Source organism: Rathayibacter rubneri, from assembly GCF_023743255.1.
GTDB classification, from domain to species: domain Bacteria; phylum Actinomycetota; class Actinomycetes; order Actinomycetales; family Microbacteriaceae; genus Rathayibacter; species Rathayibacter rubneri.
Map to the genome: position 1 here is coordinate 24,069 of NZ_JAMRYM010000020.1, position 20,086 is coordinate 44,154.

The following is a 20,086-nucleotide window of genomic DNA, read 5'->3' on the forward strand; positions in this document are numbered from 1 at the left end:
ACTCAGGTGACGCGCCCGGCACCCCGGATGCGTCGCCGCGACAGGAAGTGAGTCACACGCACATGCGCACATTCGTACTCGCCGGAGGATGCTTCTGGTGCCTCGACGCCGTCTACCGCGTCCTCGACGGGGTGAGCGACGTCGTCTCCGGCTACACCGGCGGATCCACCACCGATCCCGACTACGAGGACGTCTGCACGGGCCGCACGGGCCACGCCGAGGCCGTCGCCGTCACGTTCGACCCGGACGTCATCCCGGAGCAGGTTATCCTGGACGTCTTCTTCACCCTTCACGACCCGCGTCAGCTCAACCGCCAGGGCAACGACGTCGGCACCCAGTACCGGTCGGCCATGTACTACTCCACCGACGAGGAGAAGGAGCTGTTCGAGGCCGCCCGCGACCGCGCGTCGGAGTGGTGGGACGGCTCGATCGTCACCGAGATCTCGCCGCTCGGCGTCTACTACCCGGCCGAGGACTACCACCAGGACTTCTTCGCCAAGAATCCGGGCCAGGGCTACTGCCTCGCCGTCGCCCTCCCCAAGGTGAACAAGATCCGCAAGTCGTACTCGAAGTACATCACCGCCTCCTAGCGGTCCTCCCCAGGCGGCGATCCCGCCGCCTCTCCACTGACGGGCCCGTCTCCACCTCGGAGGCGGGCCCGTCGTCACGACACTGTCCTCACGGCACCCGGGCGGTACCAGCCCCCTCCGCCCGGGTGCCGCTCCGGTCGCGACCGCGACCACCGACGAGAGGACACACCATGACCGACACCCTCACGCTCATCGGAGTCATCGGCACCGATCCGCGCAGCATCGACACCGCGAACGGCACGACGATGGCGAGCTTCCGCCTCGCCTCGGCGCAGCGCCGGTACGACCGCGCCGAGCAGCGCTGGGTCGACGGCGCGACGAACTGGTACACCGTCAACGCCTTCAACGGCCTGGCGGGCAATGCGCTCGCCTCTCTCGCGCGCGGCGACCGCGTCGTCGTCACCGGTCGGCTCACCGTGCGCTCCTGGGAGAGCGGAGGCAAGTCGGGGACGGACGTCGCGCTGACGGCCGAGGGCATCGGCCACGACCTCGCCTGGGGGACGACGCGGTACACCAAGACGGTCGGGCGCTCGGCCCCGGTGGCCGCGCCCACGGCTCCCGAGGCGTGGAGCGAGGAGGCGCCGACGGCGGCCGGAGGGTCCGCCGGCGGCGACTGGGGCGCGGCGACCCCGCCGTCCGAGCCCTCGGTAGAATCGGTCGACGCCCCGTTCTGATCGGTGCGTCCGGCGCGAGATCCGCTGCCGTCGGAGGGAGCCGAGTGAGCACACGGATCGCCGTCGCCGACCGGGCAGGACGTTGTGCAGCCGTCATCGCGGCTGCTCTGCTGCTGGCGGGGTGCACCGCACCGGCCGCCCCCGAGCGGCCCTCGGCGTCGTCCTCGCCCCAGTCGACGAGCGGGGCCCCCCAGGCGCCCGCGGCCCCGGCGCTCGTCCCCGGCGGCTCCGCGGAGGAGAACCTCCCCTACTTCGAGCAGGTCGTCGACGCGGTCGTCGCGGCGGACGCCGAGGCTCCCGGCACGAGCGTCGTGGATGCTCTCGTCGCCGGCGGCTTCGCGAAGGAGTCGATGCAGCTCACCGCCGACGAGACGTCGATCGGCCTGGACGCCGACACGGTCGTCGTCTCGGTCAAGCTCGGCGAGTCGTGCCTCCTCGGGCAGTACGGGCCCAAGAGCGACGGGGTCCACGCCGTCGTCGCGGCGCCGATCGCCACGGGCGCCTGCCTGGTCGGCCGGACGGTCCCGCTCGAGGGCTGATCCCGCGCGCTCCCAGCCGGTACCCTGGAGGCGGCCCGGGCCTCCGGTCACGCCTGCGCGCGCTGACCGACGGAGGCCGACGTCCGGCCGAGGATCTCCCGGTCACGGGGCGGGCCCGGCGGAACGCGGGGCTCCGAGAACGTACGAGCGGTTGAGGGACAGAAGTGGCTGAATACATTTACTCGATGGTGCGCGCCCGCAAGGCGGTCGGCGACAAGCTGATCCTGGACGACGTCACGATGTCGTTCCTGCCGGGCGCGAAGATCGGCGTGGTCGGTCCGAACGGCGCGGGCAAGTCGACGATCCTGAAGATCATGGCGGGGCTCGACACGCCGAGCAACGGCGAGGCGCGGCTGAGCCCGGGCTACTCCGTCGGCATCCTCATGCAGGAGCCCGAGCTCGACGAGACGAAGACCGTGCTCGAGAACGTCCAGGAGGGCGTGGGCGAGATCAAGGGCAAGATCGACCGGTTCAACGAGATCTCGCTGGCCATGGCCGATCCGGACGCCGACTTCGACACCCTGCTGGCCGAGATGGGGACCCTCCAGGAGGCCATCGACGCCGCCGACGCGTGGGACCTCGACTCCCAGCTCGAGCAGGCGATGGACGCCCTGCGCACGCCCCCGGGCGACTCGCTCGTCACGAACCTCTCCGGAGGAGAGAAGCGCCGCGTGGCGCTGACCAAGCTCCTCCTGCAGAAGCCCGACCTGCTGCTGCTCGACGAGCCCACCAACCACCTCGACGCCGAGAGCGTGCTCTGGCTCGAGCAGTTCCTGTCGAAGTACCCCGGCGCCGTCCTCGCCGTGACCCACGACCGGTACTTCCTCGACAACGTCGCGGAGTGGATCGCCGAGGTCGACCGCGGCCACCTCTACCCCTACGAGGGCAACTACTCGACCTACCTCGAGAAGAAGCGTGCGCGCCTGGAGGTCCAGGGCAAGAAGGACGCCAAGCTCGCCAAGCGGCTCAGCACCGAGCTCGAGTGGGTCCGCAGCAACGCGAAGGGCCGTCAGGCCAAGTCCAAGGCCCGCCTCGCCCGCTACGAGGAGATGGCGTCGGAGGCCGAGAAGACGCGCGTGCTCGACTTCGAGGAGATCGTGATCCCCGTCGGGCCCCGCCTCGGAGCGCAGGTCATCGACGCGAAGAAGCTGCACAAGTCGTTCGGCGAGCGCGTGCTCATCGACGACCTCAGCTTCACCCTCCCGCGCAACGGCATCGTCGGCGTCATCGGCCCGAACGGCGTGGGCAAGACGACGCTCTTCAAGACCATCGTCGGCTTCGAGCCCCTCGACGGCGGCGACCTGAAGATCGGCGAGACGGTCGACATCTCCTACGTCGACCAGAGCCGCGGCGGGATCGACCCCAACAAGAACCTGTGGGAGGTCGTCTCGGACGGCCACGACTACATCACGGTCGGGAAGACCGAGATCCCCTCGCGCGCCTACGTCTCGCAGTTCGGCTTCAAGGGCCCGGACCAGCAGAAGAAGGCCGGTGTCCTCTCGGGTGGAGAGCGCAACCGGCTCAACCTCGCGCTGACCCTGAAGCAGGGAGGCAACCTGCTCCTGCTCGACGAGCCCACCAACGACCTCGACGTCGAGACCCTGGGCAGCCTCGAGAACGCTCTGCTCGAGTTCCCGGGCTGCGCCGTGGTCATCACCCACGACAGGTGGTTCCTCGACCGGATCGCGACCCACATCCTGTCCTACGAGGGCACCGAGGAGGACCCGGCGAACTGGTACTGGTTCGAGGGCAACTTCGAGGCGTACGAGGAGAACAAGATCGAGCGCCTCGGCCCCGACGCCGCGAAGCCGCACCGCTCCGCGTACCGCAAGCTCACCCGCGACTGATGCGCCTGCACGTCGCCATCCCCCTGCGCTGGTCGGACTTCGACGCCTACGCGCACGTCAACAACGCCGAGATGCTGCGCCTGCTCGAGGAGGCGCGCATCCAGGCCTTCTGGCGGCCGGACTCCCCGGGCACGGCGGGGATGGCGACGGCGGTTCTCGACGCGCGCCCCGGAGCGCGCACGATCAGCCTGATCGCCCGTCAGGAGATCGAGTACCTCGCTCCGATCCCGTACATGCGCGCCCCGCTCGACATCGAGATGTGGATCGGCCGGATGGGGGGCGCCAGCCTCGAGATCTGCTACGAGCTGTACTCGCCCGCCGACGTCGAGCCCCGGCTGCTGTTCACCAAGGCCGCGACCACGCTCGTGATGGTGACCGCGGCGACCGGTCGACCGGAGCGGATCCCCGACGAGCTGCGCGAGGTGTGGGCGCCGTACGTCGACGAGCCCGTGCAGTTCTCGAAGCGCGGCTGAGCACGCGCGTCCCGCTCAGTGCAGCGGGACGCGCACCATGCCCTCCTGCGCGACGCTCGCGACAAGCAGGCCGTCGCGGGAGTAGATGCGGCCGAGCGAGAGTCCTCGGCCGCCCGAGGCGCTCGGCGCCTCCTGGACGTAGAGCAGCCACTCGTCGACCCGAGCCGGACGGTGCCACCACATCGCGTGGTCCAGGCTCGCGATCCGCAGTCCCGGCGTCACCCATGCCGCGCCGTGACGGCGGAGGGTCGACTCGAGGATCGTGTAGTCGCTCGCGTACGCGAGAGCCGCGCGGTGCAGCATCGGGTCGTCCGGCAGCGCACCGAGGGAGCGCATCCAGACGCTCTGGTGCGCGACGCGGTCCGGATCGGCGCGCAGATAGACCGGCTGCTCGACGTGACGCACGTCGAACGGCCGCTGGGTGGCCCAGAAGCTGCCGACCGGGTGGTCGACGCCCGCCAGGACGTCGCCCGTGCTCGGGAGCGACTCCGGATCGGGCACGCCCTCGGGCATCGGGGTCTGGTGGTCCAGCCCGTCGTCCTCCGTCTGGAAGGACGCGATCATCGACAGGATCGGCGCACCGTTCTGGTAGGCCTGCGTGCGCCGCGTGCAGAACGAGCGGCCGTCGTGGATCCGATCCACCGAGAAGGTGATGGGGAGGTTCACATCGCCGGGACGGAGGAAGTAGCCGTGCATCGAGTGCACGCTGCGCTCCTCGACGGTCCGGCCGGCCGCGATCAGCGACTGCGCGAGGACCTGGCCCCCGAAGACGCGCCCCTCGGGCATCCACTGCGACGGACCCGTGAAGATGTCCTCGCTGGTCCGCGCCCCCGTGTCCGTCAGATCGAGCGCGGTGAGGAACGAGGACAGGGGATCGGGCACGGTGCCTCCGGATGTCGGCGGGTGGGTCGAGCGGCGAGGTAAGTTTATCGATGCGATGACTGCGTCCTTCTCCCTCGCCGATCCGCCCAGCCTCTCGGATCTGCGGGTCTTCCTCGGCAGATCCGCCCGCGTCGACGACGGCGCGGTGCGGCTCGTCGCCGACGATCACGTCCTGGCCGCCTACACCGCGATCCTGCAGCCCCGCGGGATCCTCGACCGCTCCTCGACGGTCCTCGGGCTCCGCGTCTTCGCGCTCGACCAGCCCGCCGGCTTCGACCGGGTGATCCCGATCCGGGCCCTCTCGGACCGCCTCGCGCGCCTGCAGTGGGAGCCGGGCGGTGCCGACGGCAAGCCGGTGACGCTGCCCGACGGCGACGACGCGACCGCGGGCGCCTGGGCCGGCATCGCCCCGCCCCGCGGGGGCTGGCTGCGGCGGGAGCCGGTCGATCCGGTCTTCCTCGAGAAGGTGGCGCGCGACGGCATCGACGAGATCGCAGCGGCCGTCGGCTCGGCGACCGGTGAGCAGATCGTCGGCCGCGTGCGCTCCTCGGTCTGGGGACGACCGCTCGACGGGCTGGAGGATGTGCCGGCCGGCGCCGCCTTCGCGCTCTTCGCCCTGGGATTCCTCGGCGCCGACGACCCGGTCGCCCTCCTCGAGAGCGGTCCGTGGCGGCGGCTCACCTCGCGCCGGGGGCACGTGCTGGTGCGCACCCCGGCGTAGTCCGGGCTACTCCTCGAAGGTGTTGACCATGGCGTGCGCGGCGCGCTCCAGGTAGTCCCACAGCAGAGCGTCGTCCGCCGGCGCCAGCTCGAGCTCGTCGACCGCGACGCGCATGTGCAGCAGCCACCGGTCGCGGGCCTCGGGGTTCACCCGGAACGGCTGATGGCGCATCCGGAGCCGCGGATGCCCGCGCTCCTGGCTGTAGGCCGTCGGCCCGCCCCAGTACTGCTCGAGGAAGCCGGTCAGGCGCTGGATCGCCCCTTCCAGGTCGTGCTCGGGGTACATCGGCCAGAGCACGTCGTCCTCGCGCACGCCCTCGTAGAAGCGGCGCACCAGGCGCTCGAAGGTCGGACGGCCGCCCACGTGCTCCCAGAAGCTCCGGAGCGGCGGAGTGCCGCCGATCTGCAGTCCGCTCACGAGCGGGGTCCTTCCGTCGGGGGAGTGGAGTCGCCGTCGCGAGGACGCGGGCGCAGGGCGCGGGGGAGACGGACGGGCTTGCCGTGCTCGGTGGTCACGGTGGGCGACGGGGTGGTCCGCGGCGGCTTCGCACCGCCGACGCTGGTCGCCCCCTCGAAGCCGCTCAGCACGACCGCGTTGAGCGACGGCAGCTTCACGTCGAGGGCGTCGAGCGCCCGCTTCAGCCGCAGGCGCAGCTCGCGAGCGACGTCGTCCTTGGCGGTCGTGCGCGTCTTGATCACGAGGCGCACCACGAGGGCGTCGTCGGCGATCGACTCCAGGCCCCACAGCTCGGGCTTGTCGATGATCCGCGCGCGCCAGCGGCTGCTGGCCGCCAGCTCGCTCGCGGTGGCCAGCACGGTGCTCTGCACCTGCTCCAGGTCCGTCTCGTACGGCACGGCGAGATCGATGATGACGCGCGACCAGCCCTGCGACATGTTGCCGACCCGCGTGATCTCGCCGTTGCGGACGAACCACAGCGTGCCGTTCACGTCCCGGATCTGCGTGATGCGGACGCCCACGGCCTCGACCACTCCGGTCGCCTGCCCCGTGTCCACGACGTCGCCCACGCCGAGCTGGTCCTCGGCGACCATGAACAGGCCGTTGAGCACGTCCTTGACGATGTTCTGCGCGCCGAAGCCCAGGCCCGCGCCGAGCGCGGCGGTCAGCAGGGCGAACGAGCCGATGAGCGACGGATCGATCGTGTTGACGATCATCACGAGCGCGATGACGACGATCAGGATCGAGCTGATGTTGTTGAGGATCGAGCCGAGCGTGCGCGTGCGCTGCACGACGCGGACGGCCGCCAGCGGCGAGGCCGCGATCGACTGGGTGTCCTCGACGCGCTGGCGCCTCTTCACGCCCGAGACGATCTGATCGACGACGCGGCCGACGAGGAAGTGCGCGATGACCCTGGCGATCAGGGCCCCGAGCACGATCGCGAGGACCGCGACGCTCTTCCAGAAGACGGGGGTGTCGAAGAACGAGATGGTGGCGGAGACGGGATTCGGGGTGGAGGTCTCGAAGAGCAGCATGACCCGTCCAGGCTACGCGACGCCTCCTGACCGGTCCCGTGGTCACGGCCCCCGGATCGGAGGAGGTGTATAGATTCGTGGACAGGGCCGGAGCACGGCCCGCCGAGGGAAGGACCTCCGTTGCTGCACTCGACCCGGACCCCCGCCGACAAGCGCCGGCTCTTCCGCGAGCGTCTCGCCACGGGCGAGCTGCTCCAGCTGCCCGGCGCGTTCACCCCGCTGTCCGCCCGCCTGATCCAGGAGAAGGGCTTCGACGGCGTCTACGTCTCCGGGGCGGTGCTGTCGGCCGAGCTCGGACTGCCGGACATCGGGCTCACGACCCTGTCGGAGGTGGCGGGTCGCGGGCAGCAGATCGCCCGGATGACCGACCTGCCCGTCCTGGTCGACGCCGATACGGGCTTCGGCGAGCCACTCAACGTCGCGCGGACCGTGCAGATGCTCGAGGACGCCGGAGTCGCCGGCCTGCACATCGAGGACCAGGTCAACCCGAAGCGCTGCGGGCACCTCGACGGCAAGGCGGTCGTCGACGAGAGCACCTCCGTCCGCCGCATCGCGGCCGCGGTCGATGCGCGCCGCGATCCGGACCTCGTCATCATGGCGCGGACCGACGTCCGCGCGCTCGAGGGCCTGCAGTCGGCGATCGACCGGGCGAAGCGCCTGGTCGACGCGGGCGCGGACGCGATCTTCCCCGAGGCCATGCGCGACCTGAGCGAGTTCGAGGCCGTGCGCGCCGCCGTCGACGTGCCCGTGCTCGCGAACATGACCGAGTTCGGCAAGAGCGAGCTGTTCACCACGCAGCAGCTCGCGGACGTGGGGGTGAGCATCGTGATCTACCCCGTCTCGCTCCTGCGCATCGCGATGGGCGCGGCGATGAGGGCGCTCGACGCGCTGAAGGCCGAGGGATCGCTCCGCTCCGAGGTGCCGCGGATGCAGACCCGCGCCGAGCTCTACGAGCTGCTCGACTACGAGGCCTACGGCCGGTTCGACGACGGCGTCTTCGACTTCAGCCTGGCCGACCACTACGGCGCCTGAGCGCCCGCACTCCCCGGCGCAGCGCCGCGCCGGGTCCGTCTCGCGAAGGAGCGACGCATGATCACGACGAGTCAGGACATCAGGAAGGGGCTCGCGGGGGTCGTGGTCGACACCACGGCGGTCTCGAAGGTGGACCCGGAGTCGAACTCCCTGCTCTACCGCGGATACCCCGTGCAGGAGCTCGCCTCCTCGCGGTCGTTCGAGGACGTCGCCTGGCTCCTCTGGCACGGGGAGCTGCCCACCCCGGACGAGTCGGCGGCGCTCTCGACGATCGAGCGCTCCCACCGCGCCCTGGACCCGGCCGTCCGGTCGGTCGTCGACCTGCTGCCGCTCGGCGCTCATCCGATGGACGTCGTGCGCACCGCCGTGAGCGTCCTCGGCGCGCTCGATCCGGAGCCGGACGCCTCGGCCCCGGAGGAGGTCCTGGAGCGGTCGGTGCGGCTCTGGGCCGCTCTGCCCGCGATCGTCGCGTACGCGCAGCGGCGGCGGCGCGGTGAGGAGCCCGTCCCTCCGCGCGACGACCTCGACTACTGCCGGAACTTCCTCTGGACGACCTTCGGCGAGATCCCGGACGACGTCGTGGTCGACGCCTTCCGCGTGTCGCTGATCCTCTACGCCGAGCACTCGTTCAACGCGTCGACCTTCACCGCTCGGGTCGTGACATCGACGCTGTCCGACGTGTACTCGGCGGTGACGGCGGCGGTCGGGGCGCTGAAGGGCCCGCTGCACGGCGGTGCGAACGAGGCGGTGCTGCACGTCCTCGACGAGATCGGAGTCGGACCGGACGCCCGCGCCCGGTCCGAGGAGTGGCTCTCGACGGTGCTCGCCGCGCGGGGCAAGGTGATGGGCTTCGGGCATCGGGTCTACAAGTCGGGGGACTCCCGCGTGCCGACCATGGACGCGGCGATGCGCCGACTCGCCGAGTACGAGGGCCGGGCCGACCTGGTGGAGCTGTACGACGCGCTCGCCGAGGCGATGGCGGAGCGGACCGGGATCCTGCCGAATCTCGACTACCCCTCGGGCCCCGCGTACCGGCTGATGGGCTTCGACACCCCGATCTTCACCCCGCTGTTCGTCGCCGCCCGCGTCGTGGGCTGGACCGCCCACGTGATCGAGCAGCGCGGTGCCAACGCGCTGATCCGACCGCTCTCGCAGTACGACGGCGAGCCCCGGCGAGCGGTACCCGAGCGCTAGGGACGACGAAGGGGGCGCCGGACGAGCCGGCGCCCCCTTCGCGTGGTGGAGGAGGGATCAGCGCGCGTCGCGCTCCTGGGCCCGCAGCGCCCGCTCGACTCCCGCCAGGTTCTCGATCACCAGACGGCGCAGCGCCGGGACCTCGGGGTTGGCGTCGAGCCACTCCCGGGTGGCGTCGACGATCGCCTGAGACGGCTCCGCGGCCGGGTAGAAACCGACGACGAGGTACTCGGCGATCTTGTAGCTCTTCGCCTCCCACAGCGACCGGAGGGCTCCGAAGTAGACCGGCACCATCGCGTCGAGCAGACGCGGGTCGGCCGTGCGCTGGAAGCCCAGGCCGGTCGACCGGACGATCGTGTTCGGCGCGGAGTCGTCGGTCGTGACCGACTCCCAGGCCGCGCGCTTGGCCTCGGCCGTGGGCAGGGCGGCGCGGGCGTGCGCCGCCGACTGCTGTCCGGTCGCCGTGTTGTCGGCGGCCAGCGCGGAGTCGATCTCGTCGGTGCCCGCGCGACCACCGGCGACGAGCGCGATCAGGAGCTCCCACGAGAGGTCCGTGTCGATCTCGAGGCCCTCGAGCGCGGCGGCCCCGCTGCGGAGAGAATCGACAGCGTCGAGGTGCGTCGGCGTCGAGGCCACGGCCGCGAAGAACTTGACGAACTGGAACTGGGCGTCGCTCCCGGCCGCGGCGCTCTGCGCCAGGCTCCAGAGCCGGTCGCCGACCTCCGCGACGGTCGCCTCGCGGTGCTCGGGCGCCACGTACTGCGTGGCGGTCGTGACCAGCTGGCCGAGCACGGTGCGCAGCGTGGTCGACTCCGTCTCGGTGGCGATGTTGCCCAGCACCAGGCGCACGAAGTCGCGCGGAGCGGACTCGGCGTCGCGCGTCGCGTCCCAGGCGGAGCCCCAGACCAGCGAGCGCGCGAGCGGGCTCTCGATGCTCGCGAGGTGCTCGATCGCGACGGCGAGCGAGGCGTCGTCGAGACGGATCTTCGCGTAGGCCAGGTCGTCGTCGTTCAGCAGCACGAGAGCGGGACGCGTGCGTCCGATGAGCTCCGGGACCTCGGTCCGCTCGCCGTCGACGTCGAGCTCGAGGCGGTCGACCCGCACCAGGCGCTCGCCCTCGAAGTCGTAGAGGCCGATCGCGAGGCGGTGCGGGCGGATCGTCGGGTACTCCTCGACAGCGCTCTGCAGGATCGCGAAGGAGGCGATGGAGCCGGACTCGTCGACGACGATCTCGGGGCGGAGCGTGTTGACTCCTGCCGTCTCGAGCCACTGCGCCGACCACTCCGACAGGTCGCGGCCGCTCGTGGCCTCGAGCTCGACCAGCAGGTCGCTCAGCTCGGTGTTCGAGAAGGCGTGCTTGACGAAGTACTCGTGCACTCCCGCGAGGAACTCCTTCTCGCCGACCCAGGCCACCAGCTGCTTGAGCACCGAGGCGCCCTTGGCGTAGGTGATGCCGTCGAAGTTGACCTGCACGTCCTCGAGGTCGTTGATGGTCGCGACGATCGGGTGGGTGGAGGGGAGCTGGTCCTGCCGGTAGGCCCAGCTCTTCTCCATGGCGGCGAACGTCGTCCACGCCTCGGTCCACTCGGTCGCCTCGGCGGTCGCGAGAGTGGAGGCGTACTCGGCGAACGACTCGTTCAGCCAGAGGTCGTTCCACCACTTCATCGTGACGAGGTCGCCGAACCACATGTGCGCGAGCTCGTGCAGGATCGTGACGACCCGGCGCTCCTTGATCGCGTCGGTGACCTTCGAGCGGAACACGTACGTCTCGGTGAACGTGACGGCTCCCGCGTTCTCCATCGCCCCGGCGTTGAACTCGGGCACGAAGAGCTGGTCGTACTTGTCGAACGGGTACGGGACCCCGAACTTCTCCTCGTAGAAGGCGAAGCCCTGCTTGGTCTTCTCGAAGACGTAGTCGGCGTCCAGGTGGGGCGCGAGCGAGGCGCGGGCGAACACGCCCAGCGGCACCGTGCGGCCGTCGGAGGAGACGAGCGAGTCCCGCTCCACGACGTAGGGCCCCGCGATCAGGGCGGTGATGTAGGACGAGATGCGCGGAGTGGGCTCGAAGCTCCAGGTCGCGGTCCCCTCGCCGGCCGGAACCGGCTCGGGGGTCGGCTGGTTCGAGACGACCTGCCAGTCGGCGGGAGCGGTGACCGTGAAGCGGAACGCGGCCTTGAGGTCGGGCTGCTCGAACACGGCGAACATGCGCCGCGAATCCGGCACCTCGAACTGCGAGTAGAGGTACACCTCGCCGTCGACGGGGTCGACGAAGCGGTGCAGACCCTCGCCGGTGTTCGTGTACAGCGCGTCGGCGACGACGGTGAGCTCGTTCTCGGCCGCGAGCGAGTCGAGGCGGATGCGGACGCCGTCCGCCACGTCGGCGGGGTCGAGATCGACTCCGTTGAGCACCACCGAGTGGACCGCGCTCGTGATCGCGTCGATGAAGGACGAGGCGCCCTCGCTCGCCGTGAAGCGCACGGTCGTCGTGCTGAGGAACGTCTCCGCCCCACGGGTGAGGTCGAGGGTGACGTCGTAGTCGATGACCTGGATCAGCGAAGCGCGCTCCTGCGCTTCGGTCCGGGTGAGGTTGTCTCCTGGCACGGGGTGCTCCATCCGTTCGTCTCGGGCGCGGCCGGTGGGCGCCGGGGTGCGGGCGCCGACGATCCAGCCTAGGGCCGCGCCGCCCGGTCGCACCCGACCGGCGCTCAGGCGCACCGAGTGCGCGGGCGGCGGCGTAACGTGAGGGCATGACCTCCGTGGATTTCTGGTTCGACCCCTCCTGCCCCTGGGCCTGGATGACCTCCCGCTTCGTCGACGAGGTGACCCCGGCACGGGATCTCGACGTCACATGGCGCATCATGAGCCTCGCGGTCCTGAACGAGGACAAGGACGTCGACGACTCGTACCGCGGCTTCCTCCCGCGGGCGCTGCGCTACACGCGCCTCGTCGCCGCCGTGGGCGAGCGCGAGGGCCGCGAGAAGGTCAAGCCGCTCTACGACGCGCTGGGCACCCGGATCCACGTCGGAGGCCGTACCGACGTCGACGCGGTCATCGCCGAGTCGCTCGAGGAGCTCGGTCTGCCGGCCGAGCTGGCCGCCTACGCCGACTCCGACGAGTACGACGCTCCGATGCGCGCCTCGCACTTCGAGGGCATCGACCGTGTCGGCCAGGACGTCGGGACCCCCGTCATCGCCATCGGCGACGTCGCGTTCTTCGGGCCCGTCCTCTCGCCCGCCCCGCGGGGCGAGCAGGCGCTGTCCCTGTGGGACGGCATCGTCGCCGCCGCCTCGTACGACGGGTTCTTCGAGCTCAAGCGCTCGCGGACGCGCGACCCGCAGTTCGACTGAGGCCCGCCGCCCCTCCGCGGGCGGTACTCTGACTCCCGGCCCGCTCGAGCGGGCATCGATTCGGCACTCCCGGAGGACGAGCGCGTGCGCATCCACATCGCAACGGACCACGCCGGGCTGGACTTCAGCCGGCACCTGATCGAGCACCTCGGCGCCGCCGGGCACGAGGTCGTCGACCACGGCCCGACGTCGTACGATCCGCTCGACGACTACCCCTCGTTCTGCATCAACGCCGCCGCCGCGGTCGTGCGCGATCAGGAGGCGGGCGTGCAGGCGCTCGGAGTCGTCTTCGGCGGCTCGGGCAACGGCGAGCAGATCGCCGCGAACAAGGTCGCCGGCGTCCGCGCCGCCCTGGTCTGGAACCTCAGCACCGCCGTGCTCGCCCGCCAGCACAACGACGCCAACGTGATCTCGATCGGTGCGCGCCAGCACACCGTCGACGAGGCCACGGGCTTCATCGACGCGTTCGTCGCCGAGCCCTTCACCTTCGAGGAGCGCCACGTGCGCCGCATCGCCCAGCTCGCCGAGTACGAGGCGACCGGCGACATCGTCGGCCGAGTCGTCGACTCGAGCGCGAAGAGCCTCTAGGTGCCGGAGGGCCACTCCGTCCACCGCATCGCGCTGCAGTTCGAGCGCGACGTGGTCGGGCACGCCGTCGCGGTGAGCAGTCCGCAGGGCCGCTTCGCCGAGGGCGCAGCCGTTCTCGACGGACGGACGGTCCTGGAGTCCACGGCGGTCGGCAAGCACCTGCTGCTGCGCTTCGACGGGGACCTCTTCCTGCACGTGCACCTCGGCCTCTACGGCGCGTGGGACTTCCTCGGCCGGGTCTCGCCGCTGTTCCCGGACGGGAAGGCGGGCAGCAGCATCGGGGCGCCCCGTCGGCGGCGGGCGGTGCGGCTCTCCGAGACGGAGCACGAGACCGACGGGGATCTGGACGAGTTCCCCCCGCCGCCCGTCGGCGCGGTGCGGGTGCGACTGCAGACGGAGGAGACCGTCGCGGATCTGCGCGGACCGACCGCCTGCGAGATCATGGATCCCTCCCAGGTCGAGACGCTGCTGGCCCGCCTGGGCCCCGACCCGGCGGCGGACGACTCCGACGCCGCCCGCGACCGCTTCGTGACGAGGCTGCGCAAGACCGCGACTCCGGTCGGCCTCGTGCTGATGGACCAGTCGGTGGTCAGCGGCATCGGCAACATCTACCGGGCCGAGCTGCTCTACCGCGCGGCCCTCGACCCCCACACTCCCGGCAAGCAGGTGCCGCTCGAGCTCGCGAACGAGCTCTGGGCCGACTGGGCGCTGCTGCTCGAGGACGGGATCCGCACCGGGATGATGATCACCCGGCGCGGTCTCACCGCGTCCGAGCGCTCGAAGGCCGTCCGCAGCCGCGCCGAGCGGAACTACGTCTACAAGCGCGAGGGACTGCCCTGCCGGGTCTGCGGCACGAACGTCCTGCTCGAGGAGATCGGCGCGCGCAAGCTGTACTGGTGCCCGGTGTGCCAGTCGTGAGCGAGGCGGGCACGCGATGAGCGCACCACTGCTCCTGCGCGGAGCGAGACTGCTCGGCTCGGCCGAACCCGTCGACGTCCTGGTGCGAGAGGGCCGGATCGACGCGGTCGGTGCCGTCGACGACCGCGCCGCCGAGGTGCACGAGCTCGACGGCCGGTGGCTCCTGCCGGGACTCTGGGACGAGCACGTCCACTTCTCCCAGTGGTCCATGACGGCGCCCCGGCTGGACGTCTCGAGCGCCGGCTCCGCGGCCGACGTCGCTGCGGCAGTCCGCGATCGTCTCGCCGTGTCGCCGGCCGGTGCGGCGACCACCCTGGTGGGGTACGGCTACCGGGACGGACTGTGGCCCGACGTCCCCTCGACGGCCCTGCTCGACCTGGTCGCCCCCGACCGCGCGGTGGTGCTCGTGGGAGGCGACCTCCACTCCGTCTGGTCGAACTCGGCCGCCCTCCGCCGCTACTCGGTGCCGTGGACCGACGACCTCCTGCGCGAGGAGGCGTGCTTCGAGCTCGTCGCAGCGCTCGGCGCGATGACGGACGCGGAGCTCGACGACCTGGTCGACGCGGCGGCTCGGCAGGCCGCCTCGCGCGGAGTCGTCGGTGTCGTCGACCTCGAGATGCGGTGGAACGTCGGCGACTGGCCGCGCCGCGTCGCTCGGGGGATCCGCTCCCTCCGCGTGGAGACGGGCGTCTATCGCGACCACCTCGACCGGGCGATCGAGGCGGGCCTGCGGACCGGTGACGAGCTCGCCGGGGGAGAGGGCCTTCTCCGGATGGGTCCGCTGAAGGTCCTGATCGACGGCTCCCTCAACACCCGCACGGCGTACTGCGACCATCCCTACTCCGGTGCCGACGGCGGCCGCGGGGTCCTGACCGTCGACCCCGACGAGCTCGACGACCTCCTGCACCGCGCGGTCGCCGCGGGGATCCGCCCGACCGTGCACGCCATCGGCGATGCGGCGGCCTCGGTCGCACTCGACGCGCTCGGCCGGGTCGGCGGCGGGCGGATCGAGCACGCGCAGCTGCTGGCGGACGCCGACGTTCCGCGGTTCGCCCGCCTCGGTGTCGTCGCCGGAGTGCAGCCCGAGCACGCTCTCGACGACCGCGACGTCGCCGACCGCTACTGGGCGGGGCGCACCGGGCGCGCGTTCGCGCTGCGATCGCTGATCGACTCCGGAGCGACCGTCGTGCTCGGCTCGGACGCTCCGGTCGCTCCGCTGGATCCGTGGGTCGCGATGGCGGCTGCGGTGGCCAGGGCCCGGCCCGGCGACGAGCCCTGGCACCCCGAGCAGCGCGTGAGCGTGCAGGAGGCGATCACCGCCTCCACCCGGGTGCGCCGGCTGCAGCCGCGGACCGGCGATGTCGCGGATCTGGTCGTCGTCGAGCGCGATCCGCTCACGGCCACCGCCGAGCAGCTGCGCGCCATGCCCGTCGCGGCCACCCTCCTGGCCGGGCGCTTCACGCACCGGAGCTGAGCGCACGAACGCCGACGGCCCGCCGATCCGAGGATCGAGCGGGCCGTGGGAGCCGTGAGGGAGCGGGGCTCAGCTCTCGCTGACGTGGGCGAAGAGGAACCAGCGGTCCTTCTCGAGGCCGCGCCCGATCTCGATGGCGACGTCCTGGCTGCTCGCGTCGATCTCGGCGAGCTCGGCGATCGCGGTGTTGACCGTTGCGATCGCGACGTCCATCTGGGTGATGATCTCGACGATGGCGTTCTCGGAGCGCTGGAAGCCCGGGGTGAGCGGCTGCGTCCTCGTCGCCGAGGCGACGGTCTGGATGCGGGCGTCGACCGGGAGGCCGAGGGCGACGACGCGCTCGGCGGCGAGGTCGGCCCACTCGATCGAGTGCGCGACGATCGTGTCGAGGAGCTCGTGGACTCCGATGAAGTTGGCGCCGCGGACGTGCCAGTGAGCCTGCTTGCCGTTGACGGCCAGCGCGGTCATCTCGACGACGACGGGGCTGAGGAACTGAGCGACTCCGGATGCGACATCCGGATTCGACGAGGTGAGCGACGTGACGGATGCAGTGGACATCGATCGGGTCCTTTCGAGAGGGGGTGACTTTTCGTCAACTGTACGCCGCAGCCGCGCCGCCGCAAGGAAGCGGAGGCTCCGCTAACGCGGGTGAAGGACAGGCTGGCCTGGGCGTACAGGGCGGTCCCTCGGGACGGGACGGGGGTCCGCCCCCGGGTGCGCCGAGCGCCGCGCCGATACCCTCGAAGACGCGCTCCGCTTCGACGCCGGGCGCGGAGGAGGGCCGGATGAGCGCGGCGACGACACCGCTCGCGGAGGCGACCCGCGCCTACCTCCGCCTGTGGCGCGACGTGCCGCGGGAGGCCCTCGCGCTCGTGGTCGCCGTGCCGTTCACCGTCGCAGGAGCGTTCGCGGTCGGGCTCGCCCTGGTCGCGGCGCTCGGGCTGATCGGCGTGCTGATCGGGCTGGTCTTCCTCCCGGTCGCCCTGATCGTCGCCCGCTTCTTCGCGCGCGGGACCCGGTGGATCAACCGGATCGCCGGCCGGCCCGACATCCCCGAGCCGCGCACGCGCCGGGCCCCGCCCGGTGTCGCTCCCGCGACCCACGCCCTCTACGGGCCGGTCATCGACGGCCACTACTGGCTCGCGCTGCTGCACACGCTGGTCGTCGCTCCTCTGCTGGCCGTCGTGTTCGGCGCCGTTCTCGCCCTCTGGACCTGGGCCGGCCTCGGCACGCTGGTGTCGGCGCTGGACGGGTCGGGTGCAGGTGCGGCGACCGCTGCGCGCTGGATCGCCTCGCGAGCGGCCTCGCTGCTCGGGGTGCCGGAGCCTCCGACCGTCCTCGTCACCCTCGCGGCGATCGCGGTGGTGGTGCTCTTCGTGTCGACGCTCCCCTTCGCCACCCGCGGACTCACCCTCGCGCGGTACCTCGTCGACCGGCTCCTGCTCGGCCCCTGGGGATCGGAGGCGCTCCAGCGCGAGGTCGAGGAGCTGAGCGCCTCGCGCGGCGCCGCGGTCGCCGCGGAGGACCGCGAGCTGCGGCGGCTCGAGCGCGACATCCACGACGGGCCTCAGCAGCGCCTCATCCGGGTGCAGATGGATCTGGCGTCGGCCGAGCGGCGCGTCGTGTCCGACCCGGAGGCGGCGGTCGCACTCCTCGCGCAGGCCCGCGAGCACGTGCGCACCGCGCTCGACGAGCTGCGCGCTCTGTCCCGGGGAGTGGCGCCGCCGATCCTGCAGGACCGAGGCTTCGAGGCCGCCGTGCACTCCCTCGCCGCGCTCAGCCCCGTGCCGGTGGACGTCCTCGTCGACCGCCCCGTCGAGGGAGTGCCGCCGGAGGTCGAGCGCAGCGTCTACTTCGTCGTCGCCGAGCTGCTCGCCAACGCGACCAAGCACTCCTCCGCTCAGCGGTTGCGCGTCCACCTCGACGTGCGCGAGGCCGGCGCGACCGGGGAGCGGTGGCTCGACGCGTGGGTGATCGACGACGGAGTCGGAGGCGCGGGTGCCGTGCCGGGGCATGGTCTCGAGGGCGTCGAGGGGCGGCTGCGCGGACTGCGCGGCGTGCTGCGCGTGGACTCGCCGATCGGCGGAGGGACGACCGTCGGCGTCCACGTGCCCTTCCGAGCGCGCGAGGTCGCCGACCCGGGCTGACGGATCCGCCGCTCTAGGCTGAGGGAGTGCCCTCCTCCTCCGTGATCCGCGTCGCCGTCGCCGAGGACTCCGTCCTCCTGCGCGAAGGGCTCGTCCGCCTCTTCGAGGACGCAGGGCTCTCCGTCGTCGGCTCGTTCGGGGATGCGGAGGGCCTCGTCGCCCGGCTCGCGGAGGACCCCGCGTCCATCGATGTCGCGGTCCTCGACGTGCGGATGCCGCCGGCCTTCCGCGACGAGGGCGTGCGCGCCGCGATCGGGATCCGAAGCGCTCATCCGTCGGTCGCCGTCCTGCTCCTGAGCCAGTACGTCGAGGTGACCTACGCGCACGAGCTGCTCGGATCCGGCGAGGGCGGCCTGGGCTACCTCCTCAAGGACAGGGTCGCGTCGGTCGACGAGCTGCGCGACGCCGTCGAGCGCGTGGCGGCGGGAGGGACGGTCCTGGACCCGCACGTCGTCGCGTCCCTCCTGCAGCGCCAGCGCGATCCCCTCGCCTCGCTGACCCCGCGCGAGCGCGAGGTGCTCGAGGCGATGGCCCAGGGCCGCACGAACGCGGGCATCGCCGCCTCGCTCTTCATCGGAGTGGGCGCGGTGGAGAAGAACGTCACGGCGATCTTCCAGAAGCTCGGCCTGGAGGACTCCGGGTCGGACCACCGGCGGGTCCTTGCCGTGCTGGCCTGGCTGCGCGCCGGTCGCTGACTCCCCGGCGTCAGCCGAGGAAGCTCGTGGGCCGCTCCGCCGTGTAGAGCGCGCTCACCTCGTCCGCGCTGAGCGCGCGGTCCCAGACCCGGACTTTCGCGAAGCTGCCGATCGCGTAGTTGCCGGGGCCCTTGGTGAGCTCGACACCGCCGACGGTGAAGTCGCCCGGCAGCGGATTCAGCCCGTCCGCGAACAGATAGGGGTTCTTCGCGTAGGTGGCGCCCTTGTCGTCGGTGAACACGGGGTAGGCCACCGCCCGGCCGTTCAGGTAGGAGACGGCTGCGGCCCCGTCGTAGGTGCCCACGTGCAACTGCCACACACCCCGGCTGAAGGTGTCCCCCGACGCGGCGTAGTCGCGCGAGTACGGGTAGCCGGGCGTCGGTCCACCGGTGCGCGACACGTGGAACGCGGCGCGCTCGTTGCCGCCGTAGGTGCCCAGATCGTAGAAGAGCCCGTAGGACCGCGTCGGCCCGGCCGAGTTCTCCTTCCATGCGCCGGCGATGAAGCCCGTGTCGAGGTCCGTCATCCGCACCCAGCTCGCGACCGTGACCGCGTTCCCGGTCGCTCCGATGGTGAGCCGACCGGTCTGGGCGGCCGGGATGCGGAGGTAGCTCGTCCCTGTCATCGTCACTCCGGTGCCCCAGGGCGTGCTGGTCCGGGTCGCCGACGTGCGCCCCGCCTGCAGGAGCGGCAGGTCTCCGCTCGTCGAGTAGTACGGCGCGAAGGGCTCGGTGAAGTCCCAGGTGGCGAGGGGAGGCGAGCCGGGAGCGGCGGGGGTCGGGGCGGGCGTCGGTGTCGCGGTCGGCTCGGGTGTCGCGGTCGGCGTCGGTGTCGCGGTCGACGTGATGGTGGGCGTGGGTGTGGCGCTCGGTGTGATGGTGGGCGTGGGTGCGGCGCTCGGAGTCGCGGTCGGAGCAGGCGTCTCGCTCGGTGCCACGGTCGCGGTCGGAGTCGGCGCTGCCGTCGGCGTCGGGGTGGGAGTGGGAGTCGCGTCAGGCGTCGTGGCGGGAGTGGGAGTCGGAGTCGCGTCACTCGTCGGGGTGGGAGTCGGGGTCGCGTCGGGGTTCGTGGTGGGAGTCGGAGTCGCGTCGGGCGTCGGAGTCGACGTGGTCGGTGTCGGGGTGGCCTCGGGACCGGGGGCCGGGGAGGGCGTCGCTGCGACGGCGACCGCGTCGATCGTGATGCTGCGACTGCTCCCGATGTTGCCCGCGGCGTCCCTCGCCTTGGCCACGAGGACATGGCGACCGGGGGCGAGGGCCGTGGCCGACGTGACCAGCGTCCATTCGCCACCTCCGCCGATGACGGCGTTGCCGAGCCGGGTGGTGCCCGACCAGAAGGACACGTTGGTCACGCCGTGCGCGTCCGTCGCGGTGGCGACGAGCGTGGCGCTGCCCGCGACGGTCGCTCCGTCACGCGGTGCGACGATCGCCGCGACCGGTTTGACCACATCGGGGAGAGGGGGAGCGGGGGAGGCC

At 71.8% G+C, this 20,086-nt stretch carries 20 protein-coding genes; 14 read left to right on the forward strand and 6 right to left on the reverse strand.

Annotated elements, in window-relative coordinates:
- Positions 1 to 62: 62 nt before the first annotated feature.
- The 5 genes from msrA to NB037_RS07165 all read left to right on the forward strand — a co-directional run bounded on the left by msrA (position 63) and on the right by NB037_RS07165 (position 4,123).
- Positions 63 to 590, forward strand: coding sequence for a peptide-methionine (S)-S-oxide reductase MsrA (gene msrA / locus NB037_RS07145; protein WP_251944617.1), 528 nt, complete (start codon positions 63 to 65; stop codon positions 588 to 590).
- A gap of 170 nt (positions 591 to 760) precedes the next feature.
- A complete protein-coding gene (locus NB037_RS07150; protein ID WP_251944618.1) occupies positions 761 to 1,264 on the forward strand; it encodes a single-stranded DNA-binding protein in 504 nt (167 codons plus the stop codon).
- 44 nt (positions 1,265 to 1,308) lie between these two features.
- On the forward strand, positions 1,309 to 1,803 hold the full coding sequence (locus NB037_RS07155; protein ID WP_251944619.1) for a DUF6993 domain-containing protein: 495 nt from the start codon (positions 1,309 to 1,311) through the stop codon (positions 1,801 to 1,803).
- Between the two features lie 164 nt (positions 1,804 to 1,967).
- Positions 1,968 to 3,650 (forward strand): energy-dependent translational throttle protein EttA, encoded by a 1,683-nt coding sequence (gene ettA, locus NB037_RS07160; RefSeq protein ID WP_251944620.1) that lies wholly within the window; start codon positions 1,968 to 1,970, stop codon positions 3,648 to 3,650.
- Complete coding sequence (locus NB037_RS07165; RefSeq protein ID WP_251944621.1) at positions 3,650 to 4,123, forward strand: acyl-CoA thioesterase; 474 nt, start codon at positions 3,650 to 3,652, stop codon at positions 4,121 to 4,123. The genes ettA and NB037_RS07165 overlap by 1 nt, the downstream gene beginning before the upstream one ends.
- A gap of 15 nt (positions 4,124 to 4,138) precedes the next feature.
- Here NB037_RS07165 and NB037_RS07170 read toward each other — a convergent pair whose 3' ends face one another.
- A complete protein-coding gene (locus NB037_RS07170) occupies positions 4,139 to 5,005 on the reverse strand; it encodes an acyl-CoA thioesterase (protein WP_251944622.1) in 867 nt (288 codons plus the stop codon).
- 55 nt (positions 5,006 to 5,060) lie between these two features.
- Here NB037_RS07170 and NB037_RS07175 point away from each other — a divergent pair, with 55 nt between their 5' ends.
- On the forward strand, positions 5,061 to 5,726 hold the full coding sequence (locus NB037_RS07175; protein ID WP_251944623.1) for a DUF8185 domain-containing protein: 666 nt from the start codon (positions 5,061 to 5,063) through the stop codon (positions 5,724 to 5,726).
- A 6-nt stretch (positions 5,727 to 5,732) separates the two neighbouring features.
- Here NB037_RS07175 and NB037_RS07180 read toward each other — a convergent pair whose 3' ends face one another.
- Positions 5,733 to 6,143: a globin gene (locus NB037_RS07180; RefSeq protein WP_307786158.1), complete on the reverse strand. Its 411-nt coding sequence runs from the start codon at positions 6,141 to 6,143 to the stop codon at positions 5,733 to 5,735.
- Entirely contained in the window at positions 6,140 to 7,216 is a 1,077-nt protein-coding gene (locus NB037_RS07185) for a mechanosensitive ion channel family protein (RefSeq protein ID WP_251944625.1), read from the reverse strand. Before NB037_RS07185 ends, NB037_RS07180 begins: the two co-directional genes overlap by 4 nt.
- Before the next feature lie 120 nt (positions 7,217 to 7,336).
- Between NB037_RS07185 and prpB the strand changes: the two genes are divergently transcribed.
- Both prpB and NB037_RS07195 read left to right on the forward strand, forming a co-directional pair.
- Positions 7,337 to 8,248 carry a methylisocitrate lyase gene (gene prpB / locus NB037_RS07190; protein ID WP_251944627.1) on the forward strand — a complete coding sequence of 304 codons (912 nt, stop codon included), beginning with the start codon at positions 7,337 to 7,339 and terminating at the stop codon, positions 8,246 to 8,248.
- A gap of 57 nt (positions 8,249 to 8,305) precedes the next feature.
- Positions 8,306 to 9,442 carry a bifunctional 2-methylcitrate synthase/citrate synthase gene (locus tag NB037_RS07195; RefSeq protein WP_251944629.1) on the forward strand — a complete coding sequence of 379 codons (1,137 nt, stop codon included), beginning with the start codon at positions 8,306 to 8,308 and terminating at the stop codon, positions 9,440 to 9,442.
- A 57-nt stretch (positions 9,443 to 9,499) separates the two neighbouring features.
- Here NB037_RS07195 and pepN read toward each other — a convergent pair whose 3' ends face one another.
- On the reverse strand, positions 9,500 to 12,043 hold the full coding sequence (pepN, locus tag NB037_RS07200) for an aminopeptidase N (RefSeq protein ID WP_251944631.1): 2,544 nt from the start codon (positions 12,041 to 12,043) through the stop codon (positions 9,500 to 9,502).
- 146 nt (positions 12,044 to 12,189) lie between these two features.
- Between pepN and NB037_RS07205 the strand changes: the two genes are divergently transcribed.
- From NB037_RS07205 to NB037_RS07220, 4 genes are all read left to right on the forward strand, one after another.
- Positions 12,190 to 12,789, forward strand: coding sequence for a mycothiol-dependent nitroreductase Rv2466c family protein (locus NB037_RS07205; RefSeq protein ID WP_251944633.1), 600 nt, complete (start codon positions 12,190 to 12,192; stop codon positions 12,787 to 12,789).
- 84 nt (positions 12,790 to 12,873) lie between these two features.
- On the forward strand, positions 12,874 to 13,377 hold the full coding sequence (locus NB037_RS07210; protein WP_207405608.1) for a ribose-5-phosphate isomerase: 504 nt from the start codon (positions 12,874 to 12,876) through the stop codon (positions 13,375 to 13,377).
- Positions 13,378 to 14,295 carry an Fpg/Nei family DNA glycosylase gene (locus NB037_RS07215; protein ID WP_251944635.1) on the forward strand — a complete coding sequence of 306 codons (918 nt, stop codon included), beginning with the start codon at positions 13,378 to 13,380 and terminating at the stop codon, positions 14,293 to 14,295.
- 16 nt (positions 14,296 to 14,311) lie between these two features.
- The gene (locus NB037_RS07220; RefSeq protein WP_251944637.1) at positions 14,312 to 15,769 is read left to right on the forward strand and encodes an amidohydrolase; all 1,458 of its coding nucleotides are present in this window, start codon (positions 14,312 to 14,314) and stop codon (positions 15,767 to 15,769) included.
- A gap of 69 nt (positions 15,770 to 15,838) precedes the next feature.
- On the opposite strand, the gene NB037_RS07225 is transcribed toward NB037_RS07220, so the two are convergent.
- Positions 15,839 to 16,327, reverse strand: a complete 489-nt coding sequence (locus NB037_RS07225; RefSeq protein ID WP_055792411.1) for a Dps family protein — start codon at positions 16,325 to 16,327, stop codon at positions 15,839 to 15,841.
- 227 nt (positions 16,328 to 16,554) lie between these two features.
- On the opposite strand from NB037_RS07225, the gene NB037_RS07230 reads away from it, so the two are divergent.
- Positions 16,555 to 17,916, forward strand: a complete 1,362-nt coding sequence (locus NB037_RS07230) for a sensor histidine kinase (RefSeq protein WP_251944639.1) — start codon at positions 16,555 to 16,557, stop codon at positions 17,914 to 17,916.
- 26 nt (positions 17,917 to 17,942) lie between these two features.
- Positions 17,943 to 18,611: a response regulator transcription factor gene (locus NB037_RS07235; protein WP_251944641.1), complete on the forward strand. Its 669-nt coding sequence runs from the start codon at positions 17,943 to 17,945 to the stop codon at positions 18,609 to 18,611.
- Positions 18,612 to 18,621: 10 nt separating this feature from the next.
- Here NB037_RS07235 and NB037_RS07240 read toward each other — a convergent pair.
- The coding region (locus NB037_RS07240; RefSeq protein ID WP_251944643.1) for a LamG-like jellyroll fold domain-containing protein at positions 18,622 to 20,086 on the reverse strand (1,465 nt) is incomplete at its 5' end.